Origin of the sequence: Desulfovibrio inopinatus DSM 10711 (assembly GCF_000429305.1) — a bacterium.
Classification (GTDB): Bacteria; Desulfobacterota; Desulfovibrionia; order Desulfovibrionales; family Desulfovibrionaceae; genus Alteridesulfovibrio; species Alteridesulfovibrio inopinatus.
The window spans coordinates 85,701-106,926 of sequence record NZ_AUBP01000007.1 but is presented as its reverse complement, the minus strand read 5'-3'; the positions used below and the strand labels follow the sequence as shown (position 1 = coordinate 106,926).

12 protein-coding genes are annotated in these 21,226 nt (G+C 50.4%); 1 reads left to right on the top strand and 11 read right to left on the bottom strand.

Annotated elements, in window-relative coordinates:
* Positions 1 to 67 precede the first annotated feature (67 nt).
* From G451_RS0107985 to G451_RS28310, 5 genes are all read right to left on the bottom strand, one after another.
* Positions 68 to 1,870 (bottom strand): cation:proton antiporter, encoded by a 1,803-nt coding sequence (locus G451_RS0107985; protein ID WP_169727841.1) that lies wholly within the window; start codon positions 1,868 to 1,870, stop codon positions 68 to 70.
* A gap of 957 nt (positions 1,871 to 2,827) precedes the next feature.
* Positions 2,828 to 3,388, bottom strand: a complete 561-nt coding sequence (locus G451_RS0107975) for an HDIG domain-containing metalloprotein (RefSeq protein ID WP_027183833.1) — start codon at positions 3,386 to 3,388, stop codon at positions 2,828 to 2,830.
* 2 nt (positions 3,389 to 3,390) lie between these two features.
* Positions 3,391 to 4,311, bottom strand: coding sequence for a cation diffusion facilitator family transporter (locus G451_RS28320; protein ID WP_051261283.1), 921 nt, complete (start codon positions 4,309 to 4,311; stop codon positions 3,391 to 3,393).
* A 73-nt stretch (positions 4,312 to 4,384) separates the two neighbouring features.
* Positions 4,385 to 6,664 carry a PocR ligand-binding domain-containing protein gene (locus G451_RS32460; protein ID WP_051261282.1) on the bottom strand — a complete coding sequence of 760 codons (2,280 nt, stop codon included), beginning with the start codon at positions 6,662 to 6,664 and terminating at the stop codon, positions 4,385 to 4,387.
* A gap of 379 nt (positions 6,665 to 7,043) precedes the next feature.
* The gene (locus tag G451_RS28310) at positions 7,044 to 9,992 is read right to left on the bottom strand and encodes a DEAD/DEAH box helicase (protein WP_034641344.1); all 2,949 of its coding nucleotides are present in this window, start codon (positions 9,990 to 9,992) and stop codon (positions 7,044 to 7,046) included.
* Positions 9,993 to 10,362: 370 nt separating this feature from the next.
* Between G451_RS28310 and G451_RS0107950 the strand changes: the two genes are divergently transcribed.
* A complete protein-coding gene (locus tag G451_RS0107950; protein ID WP_027183832.1) occupies positions 10,363 to 11,634 on the top strand; it encodes a hypothetical protein in 1,272 nt (423 codons plus the stop codon).
* A 104-nt stretch (positions 11,635 to 11,738) separates the two neighbouring features.
* On the opposite strand, the gene gyrA is transcribed toward G451_RS0107950, so the two are convergent.
* From gyrA to G451_RS28300, 6 genes are all read right to left on the bottom strand, one after another.
* A complete protein-coding gene (gyrA, locus tag G451_RS0107945; protein WP_027183831.1) occupies positions 11,739 to 14,171 on the bottom strand; it encodes a DNA gyrase subunit A in 2,433 nt (810 codons plus the stop codon).
* A gap of 99 nt (positions 14,172 to 14,270) precedes the next feature.
* A complete protein-coding gene (gyrB, locus tag G451_RS0107940) occupies positions 14,271 to 16,664 on the bottom strand; it encodes a DNA topoisomerase (ATP-hydrolyzing) subunit B (RefSeq protein WP_027183830.1) in 2,394 nt (797 codons plus the stop codon).
* The gene (dnaN, locus tag G451_RS0107935) at positions 16,665 to 17,825 is read right to left on the bottom strand and encodes a DNA polymerase III subunit beta (RefSeq protein ID WP_027183829.1); all 1,161 of its coding nucleotides are present in this window, start codon (positions 17,823 to 17,825) and stop codon (positions 16,665 to 16,667) included.
* Positions 17,826 to 18,101: 276 nt separating this feature from the next.
* Positions 18,102 to 19,373 (bottom strand): TRAP transporter large permease, encoded by a 1,272-nt coding sequence (locus tag G451_RS0107930; protein ID WP_027183828.1) that lies wholly within the window; start codon positions 19,371 to 19,373, stop codon positions 18,102 to 18,104.
* Positions 19,370 to 19,927, bottom strand: a complete 558-nt coding sequence (locus G451_RS28305; RefSeq protein WP_051261281.1) for a TRAP transporter small permease — start codon at positions 19,925 to 19,927, stop codon at positions 19,370 to 19,372. Before G451_RS28305 ends, G451_RS0107930 begins: the two co-directional genes overlap by 4 nt.
* 7 nt (positions 19,928 to 19,934) lie before the next feature.
* Positions 19,935 to 20,939: a TRAP transporter substrate-binding protein gene (locus G451_RS28300; RefSeq protein WP_034641342.1), complete on the bottom strand. Its 1,005-nt coding sequence runs from the start codon at positions 20,937 to 20,939 to the stop codon at positions 19,935 to 19,937.
* Positions 20,940 to 21,226: the final 287 nt, after the last annotated feature.

Genomic DNA, 21,226 nt, shown 5'->3' with positions numbered 1-21,226 from the left:
TGGAAAAACTTTTTCTGACGAAGGTTGGGCGCTTCCGTCGTCCAACCCTCGTCATCAGCACGAATATTTAATAAATAATGCCCGTTGCGACGCTCTCTTCATTTCTCACCAGACAGAACAATTCACCGGTTTCCGGCAATGGTCTGGCAGCTTCAATCAAACACACGCCACCGTCTTCCTTGAAGTTGAGCAGGGCAATCACGCGTCCCTGTTCATAGGCTCGTGTTTCTTTGATTGTACTGGCTGGTAACGTTTCAAACACAGCACGCTTTTTACGAATGTCGGTAAGAATCTTGGTGAGTGGCATACGTTCCGTGAACGCCGCTCGAACAGGGAAGAGCGGTTCGGTTGTGATGACTTCCTCAGACTCGGCTCCGGAGACGGCATACACATTCTCATCACCGAGAAAATGCGATGCACGTTTACAGATGAGTTGGTTGAGTGCGTCATGGTGCGTGCATGCAACAAGCCGTCGAAACCCCTCGGATAAGGCCTGTTCATACACATCGTCATTCAACGCATCGGTACACACACTGGAGTAGTTCTCCTGGTTGAGGAAGGTGCATTTGTCTTTACTTGTATCCAGAAAAATTACCGGAACGCGCGGTCCAGCCACTTCGGCCATGGCCGTCGACAACTCGTTCGCACCGACGAACACAATCCCACTTCGTGCCAACGACGACTTTACGCCGAGTAATTTGGCCAACGGCTTGGCACAAAGCGTCGCAAAGGTTCCCGAAAAGAAGATGCAAAAATAGGTGGCCGTCGCAAGCAATGCCGTGTCCTCACTCCGATCGGGAAGGGTGAGTGCCACCAGCGAAGCGGCCGCCATGGCGACAATGCCACGTGGCCCCATCAGCCCCACATACAGGCGTTCTTTTAAATTCATTTCACTACCCAATAACGCCAGGTTGACGGCAATCGGGCGAACAATAAATGCCAAAGCAACACCCGTCAGCAAAATAGACGGCCAGCGCCCGGCCACATCAAGGGGATTGACCGACGCCGATAACAACACAAACAGTGTGCTGATAAACAAAACCGCTAATTGTTCTTTAAATTCTTTAACGGCCTGGAGATGAGGCCCTTTTTCATAGGAAAGATAAAAACCCATCATTGCCGCAGCTAAAGGGCCGGACGCCATTTTAAGAGAGTTGGCTTCCAAGAACACCGCCATGACCGCCGCAAACGCGATTGTACCGACCAATCCTCGAATTTTCAGACCCGTTGCCCAGGGCAAGAGAAAACGATTGAGAAGAAAGCCCGACGCAATACCAACACTGGCTCCGGCCAACATGGTGCCGAGAAACGTCGTTGCCAGATTTTCGACATCGAAAAGATTTTTCAGGGCAACAAACTGAAGAACAAGCGCTCCCAACAACACGCCGATGACGTCACCCCAAATCGATTCCCAATGCAACAAGACTTCAAGACGATGCTGTAGATTCACGGACTGAAGCAGGGGGGCAATGACCGTCGGTCCAGTCACAACCATGATGACCCCGAAAATGATCGACACTTCCAAAGACAAACCAAGTACCTTGTATCCTAAGAACGTCCCACCGATGGCCGTTAATGGCAAAGCAATGAAAATGATGCGTCCAATTGTCGTCGGAGTCTTACGGAAGCCGCTTGTCGACAGCGATAACCCGCCCTCAAATAAAATAATGGCAACGGCAATCTCGACAAGGGCGGACAGTCCCGTCCCCATGGAATCGACATGAAGATAATGAAACCCCATGGGACCAAAAAGCGCACCGGCCAGAAGGTAAAATAATATCGCCGGCAATCGAAGCCGTCTCGCCAATGTATAACATGTTACCCCCAGCACGACAGCCAGGGTAATCGTGTCCATAATGCCATGTTCCATAATTTCGTGATTCCTTTTCGCGGGGTCGCTGAAATATATTGTGAGAATATCGATATTTCGTAAAAAAATTCTGAATAATGCGAACTCAAACCGTATAAAAAAGCTCGCCATTCTCGTTTTGTTTATGATATTGGTACGATATAACTTCAGGCAAAAACTTTGCAACCATCTTTCCCGAAAACACGACCAAAGGAAAGAGAAGACCATACCTGGAGGATGTTATGCGATGCTTTTTTTCATTTTGGTTCGCGGTCGCTCTTGTGCTGGTTGGCCTTGGCTATGGAGTTCTCGGCCTGGCTGCCTTGGGATAACGCTTGGAGCATGTAATTTCCAAGCAAAACATTTCTGCTGAACCTTCCCCAATGGGGAGGAAGCACCGGACATACACCTTGTCCGCAAAGCATTCTGTGCGGTTCCAAATCCGAAAAAGCGTGCAGATGCTTATGCAATTTTTCGACACGTTTCATGAAGGGTGCACCCCGAACGTTCGAAACACCTCACCATGCAATCGCAATCCCGTGGCATGGCGCGGCACTTTGTCTGACGCTCCATCTCGACAATACAGACGTCTTGTCCACTCCATACTCCTCACGTTCTATCAAAACCATTCATTGCCATCCCCATTACTGATTTTTTGACGCATTATGCGCACCCATCACGCATCCCAAAAGGGAGTGATTCGTCTTAGTAATACTTCCTTACATTCTTTCTTGCTCGATAGTTTAGAAGCTTGACTATACATTCAATGCTCTCGGTCTTACCGACTTTGAGAAGACGTATTTGCTTCTCTTTCAGCACCCGTTATAAGGACAAAAGACAACGCGTGTTTCACCAAAATTGAGATCGCTCGGCCGCTTTTCAGCGGCCGAGCGATCTCAATTTTGTCAAAACGATTATCTTGTGTGTCTTCTCAGGTAAACCAGGTGCGAGGTATGCGAGGAAACGTAAAAACTGAAACTATTCCGCTGAGAGACCGACTTCACCGGCAATGGGTGTTATCGCGCTGATTGCCAATGTCAAAAATTCTCCCGTATCGATGCCGAGCTTCTCGCACTCCAAAATATTTGCTCGGGAAACCGACGCGGCAAAGGATTTGTCCTTCATTTTCTTTTTGAGACTTTTCGCCTTCATGCCGTCCATACGTGTCGGACGAACGAGGGCTGCCGCATTAATCAGACCGGTAACGGTCTCCCCGCATCGCAATGCAAAATCAAAATTCGATTGCGCAGGAACACCGGTCATTTCCGCATTATGAGCTTTGATGGCGGTAATGGCTTCATCAGGCAATTTACCCGCAAGCATCTCGGCCGCATCAAGGCCATGACGCTCTGGATTCTCTTTTGTTTGCGGATAATCAAGATCGTGCAACAGGCCGGTAATAGACCACAGGGCGGTATCTTGTCTCAATTTCTCCGCCAAAGCCGCCATAACGACTTCGGTTTGCCGGGCATGTGCCAGCATGTGCGGCTCGGGATTGTTAGAAAGCAAGAGTTCCCATGCGTCTTCACGAGAAAGCATGTTTACCTCGTTTCGTGGTGGTTGAATGTGGGACACAGCACGCCACAATCTTCGTCTTCATGACATGCTGCTTCAAATTGAATCATGACGTGATCGATATCAAATTCGTCATGCAAGACATGATCGATTTCTTTACGCAGTCGGACTGTTTTGGACAAGGGTTGATCCTCAATGATGACGTGTCCCATAAATGAAATCGACTCCGTACCCAAGCTCCAGACATGTAAGTGGTGCGTGTTGAGAATACCGGGAATCGATTCCAGCCGATCTTTTATCTCCATTAACTCCACACCACGAGGTGTGCCTTCCAAAACAATGTGCGTTGCTTCGACAAGAATTCCCCAAGAACTTTTCACAATGAAAATGACGATGAGCAGCGACAACAACGGATCCAGCCAGGGGACATCTGCGAAAAGCAGCACAATACCGCACAGCAAAACCGCCACGGATGTGAGCAAATCCCCCATCATGTGAACGAACGCCCCACGAATATTGATATTATTGGCAGAATCTCGATACAACAACCACGCGGCCAAGCCGTTACCGATAATCCCCACCAACGCGAGAACAATGACCATGCCCCCCGATACCGGCTCAGGATGAAGGAATCGGGAATATGATTCCATAACAAGAAAAACAGCAGCACCGAACAGAATACCGGTATTTACAATGGCGGCCAGAATCTCCACACGCCGTAGCCCGAAACTATAGCGCAAGGACGGGCCTTTTTGACTGGTCTTATGCGCAATATATGCGATGATCAGGCCGGTACAATCACTGAAATTATGTATTGCATCCGAAACAACGGCCATACTGCCGGCTGCCAACCCTCCAAAAAGCTGAACCACTGGAATGATGAGATTGACAACAATCGAGAGCAGAAGACGGTGCTGCGAACCACTTGACGTGACGTGCTGATGCATAAGGCAAACTCCAAAAACACAGAAGACACTCTGAGAACGATCTCTTTCCGCATTCCTCACTTTCGAGATATCATCACGCGAGGGAAGACGCTACATACAGCACTTGGTCAATAAGCTTCATGAGCTTTTCCATATCAACAGGCTTGGAGATATATTCATCCATACCTGCTTCAAGAAATTTTTCTCTGTCTCCGCTCATCGCATACGCAGTCATCGCGATAATCGGAATTGTAGCCTTACTTGCCAACTCTGGAGCATGCCGAATAGTACGCGTCACGGTGACGCCATCCAAAACAGGCATCTGGATATCCATGAGAATAATATCGTAGTCGTTTTGCGTGAGCAAATCGAGTACTTCCCGGCCATCTCTGGCCGTATCGACCACATACCCATGATTGATCAACGTTTCCGATGCCGCAATAAGCGTCACTTCGTCGTCTTCGGCAAAGAGAATACGCGCTTTTTTCTCTACTGATGGAGAACCATCGTGGTCTTCCACCACCAGCGGTAATGTTGTCGAATGGGCGACCATCAACGGCATGGAGAGGTACATCACCGTGCCCGGACCGGTATTATCGATAGCGAGTTCTCCCCCCATGAGTCGAACGAGTTTACGCACAATAGATAAGCCGAGCCCGGCTCCCTGAAAGCGTCTTGAGTATGCCCCTTCGACTTGCACAAACGGTTCGAAGACGGCTTTGAGCACATCGTCGGCAATGCCAACACCCGTATCCGAAACGATAAACAACAGTTTAACGAGAAGAGGAGTGTTGCACAGGAGACGATGAATCGTAATGCGAACGGCCCCTTGTGCGGTGAACTTAAGGGCATTTCCGACAAGATTGAAAAGAATCTGCCGTAAACGGATTTCATCCCCAACAAGATTCGTCGGGACATCGGCGTCAATAGACCACGTGAGTTCGAGTCCTTTTTCGTCGGCCAAGCGGGTGAAAAGATCTTGAATAGACCTCATAAACACTTCAAGGTTGAAGGAGCCATTGACGATCTGAATTTTCCCGGCTTCAATGCGTGACAAATCAAGGATGTCCGAAAGTAATCGTGTCAGGCGTTCTGAAGACTGAATTGCCGCCGACACGTAACCTTGCTGCTTGGACGTCAAATCTGTAGAACAAAGCAATTGGAGCATACCGAGCACCCCATTGAGAGGCGTACGGATTTCATGACTCATATTAGCTAAAAATTCTGATTTGGCAATGTTGGCGGCTTCCGCCTTATCCTTCATCTCGATGAGCTGCTTTTCGGTACGTTTACGCTCGGAAATGAAACGTGCCTGCAGCATGTTTTGATAGGCCATGCTCGAAAGTTGATTGGCCAAAGTGTATAACGCTTCGGCTACCTCTTCAAAACGTTCCTTCGTCATGGCAGGAACTTCGTTGAACGCTTCGATAAATTCCGTCTCATCCGTTCCAATTTTTCGCGCATATTCACGCATGGCTTCTTCGGTTTGCGTCGTATCGCGCACCAGGCCAATAAGCCAATTCGCAATATGTCTCCCGCCGATGGAAATGCCCGCTCCGGCATCCCACAGCCCGCCACTCGTGCAGGGCTGAATGGTAGGTCCAGTACTGGATATCCGACCAAGCGCCATATCGGATTTATAGCAGTTGGCAATACCGATATCAGTCTCACGACTGATATCGCGACAGAGCCGACAAAGATTGCTCGGTTTAGTTATTGGAGTACCATCTGGCTTGATAATCAGCGAAGAAACACCGGTTGCTCTGGCGAATTCATCTTGAAGCCGTTGAATATCATCGAGATTGAATAAGTCATCAAATGTAATCTCACCAAGATCATCCAACGGTTGCGTCAAGGCAATCAGGCGTTTCTCCAACGCCTCTTCAACCCGTTTACGATCGGTAATATCACGAGCAATACCTAAAACACCAATGGTTGTGCCCTCAGCATCGCGCATCGGTGTTTTTATGGTTTCAAAAAGTCCATGATATCCGTTATCGGCGAATGTCAGCCACTCTTCATTGCTGGACGGCCCTCCAGCCGCAATGGCTTTCCGGTCATGTTCGCGAAAAAAATCTGCACGTTGTGTATCGACAAAATCATAGTCTGTCTTACCAATAATCTCATCGGCTTGGACACCCAAAAAACGTTCAAACGTCGGATTGCATCCCAGAAACACCCCGTCCATGTCTTTGAGCCATACAAGATCTGGAATGGTTTCAACAAGATTGCGAAACCATATCGCCGACCCATCAATTGTTGCACTATGGTTAGAAGTAAGGACGTTGTTTTGTTGTTCTAAAAACGCAATACGGGCATGAGCTCGGGATAATTCCTTCTGAAGTTCTTGCCTGACTCGGTCACAATCTTCCATAATCGCTCTCAACAATATAAATAACGCATATGAACGAAGGATCCTGCTATGTCACTCTCTGTATTATGCATTTAATAATAAATCGTCAATCAATCGCTTCATTAAGATGAAAGAAGACTTCATACTTCACATAACACAATCTGTCTAAAATACAAACCAAAAGAATTCATACTTTCGCTGCCTTATAAATGAAGGAGATACGATGGATATTGTACACAGCATTCCTATGGTATCAGGGGTTGCCATTGGAGGCTTCTTTTTTCTGATCCTTGTTCGTTTTATCAAAAAAGGCTGCCCGCCCTGACTGGCCATGTATGGCGCCGTTGGCGTCGGAGCGGTGGTCTACTGGCTGGCACAATGGATGATACGATAAATGAGATTACCAGCCTGTTGGGACACGAACGATTTTTTTCGTCTTATTGGTAAAGAGCACATGACCGTGCTCTTTACCATATAAATACAAGTCGCGAGTGAGGCGAACGTCTTCTGTACAATACTTGGCAATATCTTCAAGGTTGCCTTCTTTCCACCATTGAAGCGCCTGCAGACCATCGGCACTTTTCGGAACGCCGAACGTTGCTTGAGCAAGGTTATCAAGCGAAACACGATATCCAAGGCGATTTTTAATGGCATCAAGCAGGTCCAACGTCGGTATGGACTTGGCGGAGAATCGAGTAATGCCCCCAAGAACTCGATAGTCAAAGCGAAGCACATTGAAGCCAATAACCAGATCAAGAGATTGCATGCGTTCTATCAGCGCAGGAACAGCGTCTTCCTCATAGCGATCGAAGCGATCGTGTTCACTATCGTATAAAACCGCCACCGAGACTCCCATTTTGGAGGCTTTTCCCCATCCGCCAACCTCTTCGGCCGAGCGTCGGGTTTCAACGTCCAGGACACCGTAGCGCTTGGGTACAATGATATTGGCCATTCCATGCTCCTTAAGTTCAGCGGACAACGTCGAGGTGGCTCCCAACAATACGGAAGTCGCGTCTTGTGCTGGGCGAACGTCCTGTTCGGGGCCATTGGCTGGCGATATATCGACCGTTACCGCTTCCGGTTCACATGTTTGTTCGTCAAGTAATCGCAGGATACATTCTGCCGCGGCTTTATCAATAGGTCGGTTTCCTGATCCGCATTTCGGCGAGTGAACACAGGATGGACACCCGGTCTCACATTCACACCCTGCAATGGCAGCCAATGTCCCGCGCATAACGTCTTCCGCTTTCGCAAACGCCTGTCGGGTCAGCCCAACACCACCGGGGACACCGTCATACACAAAAACTGCAGCCCGGCCGAGCTGCGGATGAAGTTCCGTGGAGATTCCTCCGAGATCATTACGATCCGTCATGACGACAAGAGGTAAAAACCCGATCACCGCATGCTCAACCGCATGAATACCACCGCGAAAATGGTAGAGTTGCCGATCAACTTCGTCTTGGACGGCACGGGGGACAGCAAACCAAAAACCTTCCGTCTCGAAGACAAACGGCGGGAGGTCGAGCGGGACAATGGTCATCAGGCGATTGCCACGCGTCTGGCGTTTTTCATAGCCCGTCACATGTTCAGTAACACGAAGTCTCCCGCGAAAAACACGCATGCCAAATGCACACGCTTCGTCGTCAACACTGAGGATTTCGGTTTCTTTATTGCCTCGCACCCGCGTGAAATAATCGACGCGTTGCCGGACAACCGTCACCGTCCCTTCGGCTAGATTAAGATCATCCACAAGGAGTACCTGTCCACGATGCAGATACACCGCACCGGGATGCGTCTCCCGACACGCCCGATATTCGTCGATCTCGCCGATGGTAGTGCGCCGGTCCCCATCCTGTAATTCAATGACAAACCGTTTTCCTGCACCACGCAGACCGACATCTCGATGTGGCGCGGTACGCGCGCTATAGATGGTGTCTCCCTCGGCGTTGCGCAACAATCGTCCTTGGAGTTCCAATTGTGATGCGGTCTTCCCGGTTTCGCCTTGAAGATAGGCTTCTCCATCGCTCAAAGGAAGTTCTGCGGCAGCGCATTCGATGTGACGGCCAGCGATGACGGGATTGTCCGGATTAATAACGGCAGATTCGGCAGGTCGATCAAATAGTTCTTGAGGATGATGGACGAAATACTGATCCAACGCGTCCTCGCCCGCAACCAGGATTACAGCACTGTCTCGTTGACTTCGGCCAACCCGGCCGCCGCGCTGAAAGGTTGCCATGATGGAACCGGGGTAGCCCACCATAATACAAAGGTCGAGTTCCCCGATATCAATGCCGAGTTCCAAGGCACTTGTTGAAATAACGGCCAACAACTCACCCAATGCCATTTTCGCTTCAATCTCTCGCCGTTCTTCCGGAAGAAACCCCGACCGATAGGCACTAATCCGCGAGGCATAATCGCCAGCTTTCTCAGCCACCCACATGGCGAGCAGTTCGGTCATTTTACGCGATTGCGTATAGACAATGGTGCGAAGTTCTCGTGCCAACGCCGCACGAAGTAGCGTAATCGCGGCGGATGATGCACTGTCGAGCGGATCGAGAAATACATAATGGCGCCGACCAGCCGGAGCACCACTCTCCAAAATGGGCTCACACTCCAAGCCGGTCAAATTTCGGGTCAACTCTTCAGGATTTCCAATGGTTGCCGAACAAAAAATATACGTCGGTTGCGCGCCGAAGCGGCCGCATACCCGGTGCATACGCCGAAAGACATGTGCCATATTCGATCCCATGACGCCTCGATACGTATGGACTTCGTCCACGACAACATGGGTCAGCCCGCCGAATAAACCCGCCCAACTTTGATGATGTGGCAACAGCGAGAGATGCACCATTTCCGGGTTGGTCATGAGAATGTGCGGTGGGTCCTTACGCAGTTTCTTGCGCTCGTTAGCCGAGGTATCCCCATCATAAATGGCAGCTCTGGGCCGTGCCGAAGCCGGCAAACCATTGAGCAACGTGTTGACCACCCGTAGCTGGTCCTGCGCAAGCGCTTTCAAGGGAAAAAGATAGAGCGCGCGACTTCCTCGGTCGCGTAGAATCTGATCAAGAACGGGAAGCGTGTATGTTAGCGTTTTCCCACTCGCCGTGGGCGTCGCCGCAACGATATTTTTTCCTGCCCGGACAAGATCGGCAGCCCGAGCCTGGTGTGCATAGAGCTGAGAGATGCCACGTTGTTCCAAAAGCTCTCGAACGACCGTTGGCCATGGCCGTACCGGTTCGCCAAAGACCGCATCATGACCTTCGACCACACGATGCTCAGTCACAACTGCCGACAATCGCTCGGCGGCCTTGAGTGCCTCAATATATTCGTTGACGTCGCGTTGCTTCATGTCTTGGTAATAAGGGCAAGAATCTTCCCTCGTCAGGCTGGCCTATACTGAATAGGTACAGGATGCAAACAACGGTGAGCATTCCCGGATCAAGCGGGGGAGACGAGAAGATATCATGCTGTTCATTGCAATATTTCGAATCGATGTGAAAATAGACGCCGTGGACCGCAAAGCGTTTCCAGTCCACACTCTTGCCACAAACTCCGCTTCTTTATGGAAAAACAACAATCCATGCTCAGCACCTTCATATGAACATGATGCTCACTACCAACCTCAGCTGGAGCCGCCTTTTTCTAGACAAAAAAAGTATGATTACTATACAATATAGTATTCATTTCCTTACCAGCAATATTTAACAAAGGATCGTGGTATGAGCGTATACAATATCACACGAGACACTCGTTTCAAAAAAACTTTTATTATAACAATAGTGTCGAGTATCCTTTTCCTTTGCGCGCATCCCGCGCAGGCCCAGGATAAATATGTTCTCCTTGCCTGGAACGACCTTGGAATGCACTGTTATAACCATGATTTTCAGGACTTAGCAGTACTCCCACCGTATAACACACTCTGGGCTCAACTCATCAAAGTCGGCAATCCTCCTCAAATTATCACGTCTGGTGTCACCCTCCATTACGCATTCCCGGACAATACAACCTCCGTCACGAAATCCAATTTTTGGGATTACGCCCTCCAGCTCTTCGGTGTTTCGCTGCCAGCCGATATCGGGCTGACGGGGAAGGGCTTGTCCGGGACATTCGACTTGCAGAACGATCACTTTGTTGCGGAAGGTATTCCACTGACAGAATTTAGCGATTCCGCACCCAATACGCGTGCCCCCTATCAGCTTGCCGTTGTGACGGCGAATGACTCGGTATCGGGAAAAGAACTCGCCACGATAACGGTCGTTGCACCCGTTTCCACAGAAATGCGGTGTGATTCATGCCACGCGGACAACGGCCAAGAAGACATCGCTACAGGGCGTGTGGAAACAAACATTCTCACATTGCATGATAAAGAAAATAGCGACGAATACCCTGCAGGTCATACGACGCCCTTAATGAACCGCCGGCCGGTGCTCTGTGCGGAATGTCATAGTTCAAACGCATTGGGAAAGCCTGGGGTCGCCGGATTGCCCAGCCTGTCCCGGGCCATGCATGACAAGCACGCTGGAAAGGTGCCGAACACCCTCGCCGGATGTTACAGTTGCCATCCCGGCCCACAAACCCAATGCCTGCGTGATGTCATGACGCAAGAAAGTGGTTTTGACTGTATACGCTGCCACGGTGGAATGGACTCCGTCGCGAGTAATTCTTCACCATGGAATGTTGAACCACGATGTGACAGTAGTAATTGCCATGGTTCAAACTATACACAAAACAATGCACTGTATCGATATTCCACAGGACACGGAGCAATATACTGCGCGGGATGCCATGACAGCCCCCACGCGATTGCACTCAGCCGAGAACCAAACGATGCAATCAAATTTATTGCCTGGCAAGGCCATTCGGGAACGCTCGAAGAATGTATGACCTGTCATGCAAGCGCGCCATCAGGCAATGGACCGCACGGAATGCAATACAGCGCACCCTCACCGATGGGATTTTTATACCTGCTGCTCATGGAGCCAAGTCATTAATTCGCGGAAGAGAGAGGTTCGACAACGTCGATAGAGGTGGAAACGTCGTATAAAATCGGGGATACGGAACAATCACAGTGTTCCGTATCCCCGATTTATTAATTTTATTCTTCGTCGTCATCAATAATGGCTGCATCAAGCAAATCAAACCCGATGACGGCATCGTCATCGCCGAATCTGACCAATGTGACGCCTTGCGTCGAGCGGCCCGAAGTTCTGATTTCGTTGACGGCCAATCGAATAATCTTGTTCGCCGATGTGAGCAGCATGATTTCATCGTTGCTTCCAACCATGACCGATCCAACGACCTTTCCCGTCTTGGGCGTCACACGCATGTTGATAACGCCGCGTCCGCCGCGAGTCTGAACTCGATAGTTGCCAACTTCCGTACGTTTCCCCAAACCGCGCTCGGAAACGGTCAACAGCTGATCTCGTCCTGAATTGGCAACAACAACGCCTGCAGCCACACTGTCACCGCCACGAAGTGCAATACCGCGAACACCGGCGGCAGCACGCCCCATCGGGCGAACATCGCTCATTTGGAAACGAATCGAATGTCCATGTTCGGTGGCAAGAATCGCTTCCTGGTCCTGTGTGACTTCACGGACCACCAAAAGCTCATCCTCGTCTTTCAGGGTACATGCCTTGATGCCTGTACTGCGCACATTCTTAAAGAGTTCCGTATGCGTCAGTTTGACCATGCCCTTTTTGGTCACAAAGAAGAAATAACGATCCGGCTCGAAGTCGCGCAAGGTAAGGGCCGTGGCGACATACTCGTCCTTTTCCATCGGGAGCAGATTGGCAATATGCGCGCCCTTGGCCGTGCGGCTTCCTTCAGGAATCTGATGCACTTTAATCTGGTGCATACGTCCCTGATTGGTGAAGAGCAGCAGAAACTTGTGGTTTGTTGCCGCGCAAAACGCCTGGACCGAATCGTCCACCGAGGTGGATACACCGGCAATGCCTTTACCACCGCGTTTTTGCTGGTGATAGTTGTCCATACGTGTGCGCTTCACATAGCCGCGACGCGACAACGTAATGACGACATCATCATCGGGAATCAAGTCTTCAATATCGATCCCTTCGAGATCCTGCAAAATGGCGGTACGGCGCGGCGTGGTGTATTTTTCCTTGAGCTCGGTCAGTTCGTCGCGAATAACTCCGCGCAGCACTTGCGGATTCTCCAAAATGCTCTTGAAGTATTCGATCTTCATGAGCAATTCCCGATATTCTTCGAGAAGTTTTTCCCGCTCCAGGTTGGTCAATCGCTGCAAGCGCATATCGAGAATGGCTTGAGATTGACGTTCGGATAACTCAAACCGCGCCATCAATGCTTCTTTTGCTTCAAGCGGCGTTTTGGACGCACGGATTAAGGCAACAACTTCATCAATGAAATCGAGCGCGATACGCAAACCTTCCAAAATGTGGGCACGCTCTTCCGCTTTCCGCAAATTGAAACGAGTACGGCGAAGAATGACTTCACGTCGGTGGTCAAGGAAGTAGACCAGAATACTTTTGAGATTCAGCAGCTCGGGGCGGTTATGCGCAACGGCCAGCATATTGATACCGAACGAGGTCTCAAGCGGCGTAAATTTATACAGTGCGTTGATGACGATTTCGGCAATGCTGCCCTTTTTGAGATCCAAGACAATCCGAATTCCGTTTCGATCGGATTCGTCACGCAGATCGGACACGCCTTCAATTTTGCGATCGTTGATCAGCGCAGCAATCTTTTCAACCAGGCTCGACTTATTCAACGCATAAGGTATTTCCGTAATAATAATGGATTCATACCCTTTTTTGCGTTCTTCAACGGTTGCGGTACCACGAATTTTAATGGAGCCACGCCCTGTCCGATAAGCCTCGATCAACCCCTTGCCCCCATAAATGGACGCCCCTGTCGGGAAGTCCGGGCCTTTGACATAGGCCATGAGGTCATCGACGGAACATTCCGGCGTATCGAGAAGATGCAACAGACCGTCACAGAGTTCGCCCAAATTATGTGGCGGAATGTTCGTAGCCATGCCAACGGCAATCCCCGAACTGCCATTGAGGAGCAGGTTCGGTGCCTTAGTGGGCAAAACCGATGGTTCTTGGAGTGTATTGTCGTAGTTAGGCCGAAAATCGACGGTTTCTTTATCAATATCGGCTAAAAATTCACCGGCAAGGCGTGACATGCGCACTTCGGTGTAACGCATGGCTGCGGCGGCGTCCCCGTCAATGGAACCGAAGTTACCCTGGCCATCAATCAGCGGGTCGCGCATGGAAAATTCCTGGGCCATACGCACCAGGGCATCATAGACAGCCGAGTCGCCATGCGGGTGATATTTACCGATAACGTCACCGACCACACGAGCCGACTTCTTATACGCGCGATTGTAGGAGTTTCCTAATTCGTGCTGAGCGAACATGATGCGCCGGTGGACGGGTTTCAACCCGTCGCGCACATCCGGAATCGCCCGGCCGATGATGACGCTCAAAGAATATTCCAAGTAGGATTTCTTGAGCTCTTCCTCAATGGAGATTTTATCGATCATATCATACGCCTTTCGCAGTCATGCGCCAAACGCGCCCTTCACACCAAGCATAATACCAGCCGGTCGGAAGAACGCGTCGTACAGACATGCCGCTCGGTGTTAAATATCGAGTTCCTGGACGTTCAAGGCATTCCGTTCGATGAATTCCCGACGGGGCTCGACCTTGTCGCCCATGAGATCGGAGAAAATATCGTCGGCTTCGGTGAAGTCTTCGATGCGAACCTGAAGGAACGTGCGTTTTTCCGGGTCCATCGTGGTTTCCCAAAGCTGACCTGCATTCATTTCCCCGAGACCTTTGTAGCGCTGAATATTGATGCCGCGGTGGGCTTCCTCGTAGACAGTGGTGAGCAACGCTTCCAGGCCCTCTACAGGTTTTTCTTCATCTTTTTTGACAAGAGCAAAGTCGAAACCACCACACATCGATTTGATTTCAGCCATGGTCTCAAACGGTTGGCGATAGAGGCGTGAATTGAAGAACTCCACAGCAAGACGCGTCTTCAAATTGTTTTTATTCACAAAAACAACATAGTACCGATGTTCGTCTTCGTCTTCTTCTGTTTCAATGAAGACTGTGTATTCATTCTCGGCCAACGCATTTTGGAGCGTAGCCGGCGCCTCTTCAGCAAAATCCGACGGGGTGATACGTGTATCCATATCAAGAAGAATGGAAAACAGTTCCTCCGGAATACCCATGTTCTCAGCTTCTGCTTTTTTCGTCTTCACAAACTCGATTTTTTTAAGCAGTGCCGTCAATTCTGCTCCGGAAAACTCGGTACCGGATGGTGCTTTGATGATGGCTTCGGTTTCAATCCGGCTCAACAGGAAGGAAGACAGTTCTGCCTCGTCTTTGATGAAACGCTCAAAATTCGATTTGTGCGCACGAAACAATGGCGGTTGAGCAATATAGAGATACCCGCTTTCAATGAGGCTGCGATATTGCCGATAAAAGAACGTCAGGAGCAGGGTGCGAATATGCGCCCCGTCCACGTCGGCGTCAGTCATAATGACAATTTTATGATAACGCAGTTTCGTGAGGTCGACTTCGTCGCCTTCCATGAATCCCGGCCCCATAGCGGTGATGAGCGCGCGGATTTCCTTGTTACCAAGCATTTTGTCGATACGGGTTTTCTCGACATTGAGAATCTTACCCCGGAGCGGCAAAATAGCTTGATATTTTGGATTTCGGCCCTGTTTGGCCGAACCGCCCGCCGAGTCACCTTCCACGATGAAAAGTTCGGATTCCTCGGGTTTTTTGCTTTGGCAATCGGCAAGTTTTCCCGGCAAGGAATGATCGGACAATGCCCCCTTGCGTCGAACAAGGTCTTTGGCTTTGCGCGCTGCTTCACGGGCATGCGCGGCATCGACGGCCTTTTCCACGATGGATTTGGCATCTTTGGGGTTTTCCTCAAAGTATGTCGTCAAAGCTTCGAAGACGACTTTCGACACCGGGCCAGCTACTTCGCTGTTGCCGAGCTTGGTTTTCGTTTGGCCTTCAAACTGCGGATTCGGCAACTTCACGCTGACCACCGCAGTCAGGCCTTCACGAACATCATCCCCGGTTAATTTCTGTTTCAGCTTTTTGGGAAGATCAGCTTTCTCGACATATCCGTTGATGCTGCGTGTCAGGGCCGTCTTAAAACCAGCAAGGTGCGTACCGCCTTCTTTCGTGCGGATATTGTTGGCAAATGTCAGTGTCTCTTCTTTATAGCTCGTATTGTATTGTAGCGCGAATTCGACCGCGATACCGTCCTGCGTCATCTGATTGGCGATGATATCATGAATAGTTGATTCGCCTTTATTGAGATCTTTGACGAAGCTGGCGATACCACCATCAAACTTGAAGACTTCGTGCTGCCCACTCCGTTCATCCCGGAAATCGATTTCCAAACCGGCATTCAGGTAGGCAAGTTCTTCAAAACGCTTACGAAGCACGTCACAAGAGAACTGAACCGTTTCAAAAATCTCTTCATCCGGACGGAAACGGACTGTTGTCCCGGTGAGCTGTGCTGTCCCGGTATTTTCCAACTTGGTGACGGGGATACCGCGTTCATAGCGTTGCACATAGGATTGCCCAGCACGTTTGACCGTGACTTCGAGATATTCAGACAAGGCATTGACGACGGAAACGCCGACCCCGTGCAGCCCACCAGAAACTTTGTAGGTTTCGTTATCGAACTTGCCCCCAGCGTGCAGCACCGTCATGACGACTTCGACAGCCGGTCGCTTTTCTTTGGGGTGCATATCGACAGGGATGCCGCGACCATTGTCGACAATGGTTACGGAGTTATCGAGATGGATGATGACCCGCACGCGCGTACAGTAGCCGGCCATGGCTTCATCGATGGCATTGTCGACAACTTCGTAGACAAGATGGTGCAAACCGCGGGCATCGGTCGATCCAATATACATGGCCGGCCGCTTCCGAACAGCAGACAATCCCTCAAGAACTGTAATCGATTCAGCAGTATATTCGTGTTTCTGGGTCGGGCCCATTTAGTTTTCCTCTTCCTCGTAATACGTGTCTTCCACAACCTTCATTGGCATAATGATGATGAGATAATCGGGGTCTTCTTCGCCTGTTATGCCACACGGTCCTTCAGCGCCGCTCAACACAAAACGCACTTTCTGCGAGACGAAGTGATTAAGAATTTCAATGAGGTCACTGGTTGGAAACGCAACGCGTTTGAGATTGCCCGTAAAGACACATTCCAATGCTTCATTGGCCGCACCGGCCTCTTGTCCCTGACTGGTCAACACGATCTGGTTGGATGATTCGAAATCAAAGAAGGTACACCGTTCGCTATCCGTATTAAAGATGCGAATACGATCCAATGCGTCGATGAGTTCGGCTCGATCGACTTCCAATGAATCGGCTCCGTCTTCAGTGACCTTCGCCGTAAAATGCCGATAGTCGGGAAACTGATAGTACGACAACGGCAAGCTAAAGGATTCACGATTGTCCGCCGTGCGCACAAACAACCGTTTGTCGCCGATGGACAGTTCAATTTCGTCATCAGTCAACCATTTCTTGAGTTCAGTCACATACTTGCGTTGAATCAAGATACCTTCTTGCGGTAAAATCGCATGGATGTCGTCGTTGACGAACGAGAACAGACCAAACTGATGGCCATTCAACGCGCACACTTCGACACGAGTTGAATCAGTACTAGGTTTCATGAACATGCAGGACATCGCTTCCATGGTGTCCTGGTCGCTGACGCAGAAGCCGACTTTGTCGATAAGGTCGGACAAGAAATCACCGGACCATAGCACGGCCTCGCCAGCAGGAAATTCTGAAAAAGCTTGGAACCAACTCGTTTCACTGGTGGGCAGGGTATAGCGTCTGCGACCTTGAGAAACGAGCAGGTTGCCTGTTTCAGGGTCGATTTTCAGCGTAATGTCACCGGGCGGGAGTTTCCGGACGAGATCGTTAAACGACCGGCCCTGAACTCCGGCCAGACCAGGCTCGGTGATTTGAGCAGGGTAGGCCCCGGTAAATTCAATGCTGGAGTCGGTGGAAAGAATGCGCAGGGAATCCCCTTCGGCTTCAAGCCACAGAGTGCGCAAAAACGCCGCGCCGGCTTTGGCCGGAATGATACTCGAAGATTTTTGTAAGCCTTCGATAATCTCGTTGCGAATGACTTTCAGGAACATGAAGAGCCCCTCGGCTTGATTATGTGTAGAAAACGTCAATTTCATGAAAATCGGGCGGTGAAACCGCCCGCGTAGAAGCGTATCCTTATAATACACTTCGTTCCGATTTGAAAGGACTCAAAATATCAAATAAAATAGACTAATTACATAGACATCAATCATATCGACAACGACTGGCATCTCACTCGCCCAAACGACCGTCATATTGCTCTTAAGAAAAAGAGCCTGTCCCCTTTTGAGAAGAGGTAGGAAATGATACGAAAAATCACAACCGTCCTAAAAAAATCCAGGCAGCCACGTCGTCAGTGGTGGCCAAAACGAAATTAATGCGAGGTCGATAAGCAAAGCGGCAAGAAATGGCAGCACAGCCCGGCTCACCCGAACAATGGACGCGCCGCTGAGTCCCGAAGAGACAACCAGACAGATACCAAGCGGAGGTGTCAGCATACCAATGGCCAAGTTGACCACAACGATGGCACCAAGTTGAACGACATCAATCCCAAGCGTCGGCAAGAGTGGCATGACGACTGGAACAAAGAGGAGCAGGGCAGCCGTGGTTTCGAGAATCGTACCGGCCACCAGCAAGACGGCATTGAGCAACACGAGCAGTAACACCGGATTATCGGTGACGGACAAGAGCGCCCCAGCCACGGCCGTCGGTGCCTGATCCAAGGCAAGCAGCCAGGAAAAAACGGTAGCCTGGGCGATGATGAACATAATTACCCCGGACATCACCGCGGACTCCAACGCGCGGCGCCAAATTTCGGGCAGACGCAATTCACGATAGACGACCACCCCGACAAAAAGCGCATACGCCACGGCTACAGCCGCCGATTCAGTTGCCGTAAACACGCCCCCCAAAATTCCGCCAAGAATCAAGACAGGAGCCCCCAAGGCCCAAAGCGACGGCCCTATAACCCGAACCAGGCGTGCCAACGAGAACGGGGAGCGCGAAATATGCAATGATCGACCAGTCACGATGGCAGCAACAGCAATAAGACTGGCCCCCATGAGAAGGCCGGGGAGAAGTCCGGCGGCAAAAAGTTTTCCAATGGAGGCGCCGGTCAGCACTCCGAAAATAATCATGGGAATACTCGGTGGAATAATGACGCCGATAGATCCACCGGCGGCTTGCACAGCCCCGGAAAAGGGAGCGGGATATCCTCGACTGGACATGGCTGGAATGAGAATAGCGCCGACCGCTGCCGTATCTGCGGCCGCCGATCCGGAAATACCCGCAAAAAACATGGCCGAAACAATGGAGACCGCAGCCAATCCACCGGGAAGCCAGCCGACCAGTGCATCAGCCAAATCCACAATACGCCGTGACAATCCGCCCGCTTCCATCAGTGATCCTGCGAGGAGAAACAGAGGGACAGCCATCAATGGAAACGAATCTGCACCGCCATACATTCGCTGAACCGCCACCATGGGGCTGACACCGCCGGGAAGAAAAAAAGCCAGGCAGGACGCCGCTCCAATGGCCACGGCAATAGGGGTACCCAACGCGATGAGTACGAGTAAAACGATAACGAGGAGCAGGCTCATGTGCCTCCCGAGATCGTATTCGGCCTGCCGTCATCGGATTGGCCGACGATATCCGTCATGAAAAAGGCGAGACCGTGGAGAAACAAAATGATTCCACTGATGGGTACAATCACAAATGGCACTTGTTTGGAGACACCAAGGCTCGTGGTTTGTTGAAATTTGAGAAAAGTAAAAAAGGCGAATCCATACCGGATCATGATATAAAAAAGCCCAAGTCCGGCGAGGTGACCGATCATATTGGCAGTTCGCACCGAAACCCCACCCCACCGACCGGGCAAGCACGACAATACTCCGGCAACGTCAATCCGGGCATGGGCGGAACGCTTATAGGCTGCGCACGCGCCAAGAAACGTGACCCAGACAAGCAGACAACGTCCAAGTTCTTCAGACCAAAACAAAGAATGATTCAAGAGATACCGGCTGACCACCTGGCTAAAAATAACCGCGGCCATGCTCAGAGCGAGGCCAGCGACAACGATATCGACCAGCCGGCCACACATATCACTTCCCCAAACAAGTCCTTTTTGGAGAGCTTGCAACGCAGACAAAACCATGCGGCTCCTATTGCGGCTCTGCCGTTGCCGTAAGAAATTCGTCGAGCAAGGCGGCTGTTTTGGGGTTCGCCGTATAGATATCCATGGATTTCAGAGCTTCGGCCCGCTTGCGAAACGAGGCTTTATCCGGATGCTCGACAACCTCCATGCCGTGAGCTTTCAATGATTCCAAAAATTTTACTTCGTTGTCGCGGTTCCATTTGCGCTGTTCCACGGCGGCTTCGCGCATACATGTCCTAATGAGATCCTGTTGCTCTGTGGACAACGACGAAAACCATTCCAGATTGGCAATATCGATATGGGCGGAGTAAACATGTCCAGTCAGCGTCAGGTGCTTCTGCACTTCATAAAGCTTGTAGAGGTCAATGACGCTCAGCGGATTTTCCTGACCATCGATGGTGCCTTGTTGGAGTTCAGTGTAGATGGGCCACGCCATAGGCGTGGGGTTGGCGCCAAGTGTACGCCACAACATCTGATGAACCTTGGATTCCATCACACGAATCTTGAGGCCGGATACATCGTCGACCGTGTTGACAGGGTGTTTGCTGTTGGTGAGATGCCGAAACCCGTTCTCGGAAAACGCCAACCCTTTGAACCCGGCCTGAGCAAGCGAATCGAGAACTTTTTGTCCAAGAGGACCATCGAGAATCCGCGAGACTTCATCGTAGTCATGAAAGAGAAACGGAAAGGCGACCACATTGACTTCAGGCACAAACACATCGAAGGGGCCTAACGTAATGATGCCCATCTGAATGGCATTCATCTGAATCTGCTGGAGAATTTCAGTCTCATTGCCCAAGCTGGCACTATGGTAAATGGTCACCCCGATATCACCATTGGACCGCTCTTCAATACATTTTTTGAAGAGTTCCGCAGCAATATACTGCGCCGTCCCCGGCGTCGTCACGATGCCAAGTTTGATATCCAGCGACGCCGCTCGACACACCGTAGCGCCAAACATCCCGGACAACACTCCTACAACCACCAACACCCCTACAACAATTCGCCGCATACGACCTCTTCCCCCGATAAAAAATGAAAGACAGCAAGACGTTTTAAGGCATCCACAGCGCTTTGACAACGCATCGCCCAGGTCTGAAATAGTCACAAAATTAAAAAGGGGAAACCCCATGCCAACGCAAAACGGGCCGATGTTATGCAAGAAATGTATATTTAAAAGCGAGATATATATGGGATGGGTTACGTATAATTTTATCTCGATGCGTATTGAGGCGATACATCTTCGGTTAAATTGATTTTTATCGTTGTCACATGGTTTGTTTTGATAGATGAATTGTT

Coding starts and splice junctions, on each gene's coding strand:
- G451_RS0107985 (WP_169727841.1), bottom strand. CDS start 1,870: ATGGAACATGGCATTATGGACACGATTACCCTGGCTGTCGTGCTGGGG.
- G451_RS0107975 (WP_027183833.1), bottom strand. CDS start 3,388: ATGCTTTCTCGTGAAGACGCATGGGAACTCTTGCTTTCTAACAATCCC.
- G451_RS28320 (WP_051261283.1), bottom strand. CDS start 4,311: ATGCATCAGCACGTCACGTCAAGTGGTTCGCAGCACCGTCTTCTGCTC.
- G451_RS32460 (WP_051261282.1), bottom strand. CDS start 6,664: ATGGAAGATTGTGACCGAGTCAGGCAAGAACTTCAGAAGGAATTATCC.
- G451_RS28310 (WP_034641344.1), bottom strand. CDS start 9,992: ATGAAGCAACGCGACGTCAACGAATATATTGAGGCACTCAAGGCCGCC.
- G451_RS0107950 (WP_027183832.1), top strand. CDS start 10,363: ATGAGCGTATACAATATCACACGAGACACTCGTTTCAAAAAAACTTTT.
- gyrA (WP_027183831.1), bottom strand. CDS start 14,171: ATGATCGATAAAATCTCCATTGAGGAAGAGCTCAAGAAATCCTACTTG.
- gyrB (WP_027183830.1), bottom strand. CDS start 16,664: ATGGGCCCGACCCAGAAACACGAATATACTGCTGAATCGATTACAGTT.
- dnaN (WP_027183829.1), bottom strand. CDS start 17,825: ATGTTCCTGAAAGTCATTCGCAACGAGATTATCGAAGGCTTACAAAAA.
- G451_RS0107930 (WP_027183828.1), bottom strand. CDS start 19,373: ATGAGCCTGCTCCTCGTTATCGTTTTACTCGTACTCATCGCGTTGGGT.
- G451_RS28305 (WP_051261281.1), bottom strand. CDS start 19,927: ATGGTTTTGTCTGCGTTGCAAGCTCTCCAAAAAGGACTTGTTTGGGGA.
- G451_RS28300 (WP_034641342.1), bottom strand. CDS start 20,939: ATGCGGCGAATTGTTGTAGGGGTGTTGGTGGTTGTAGGAGTGTTGTCC.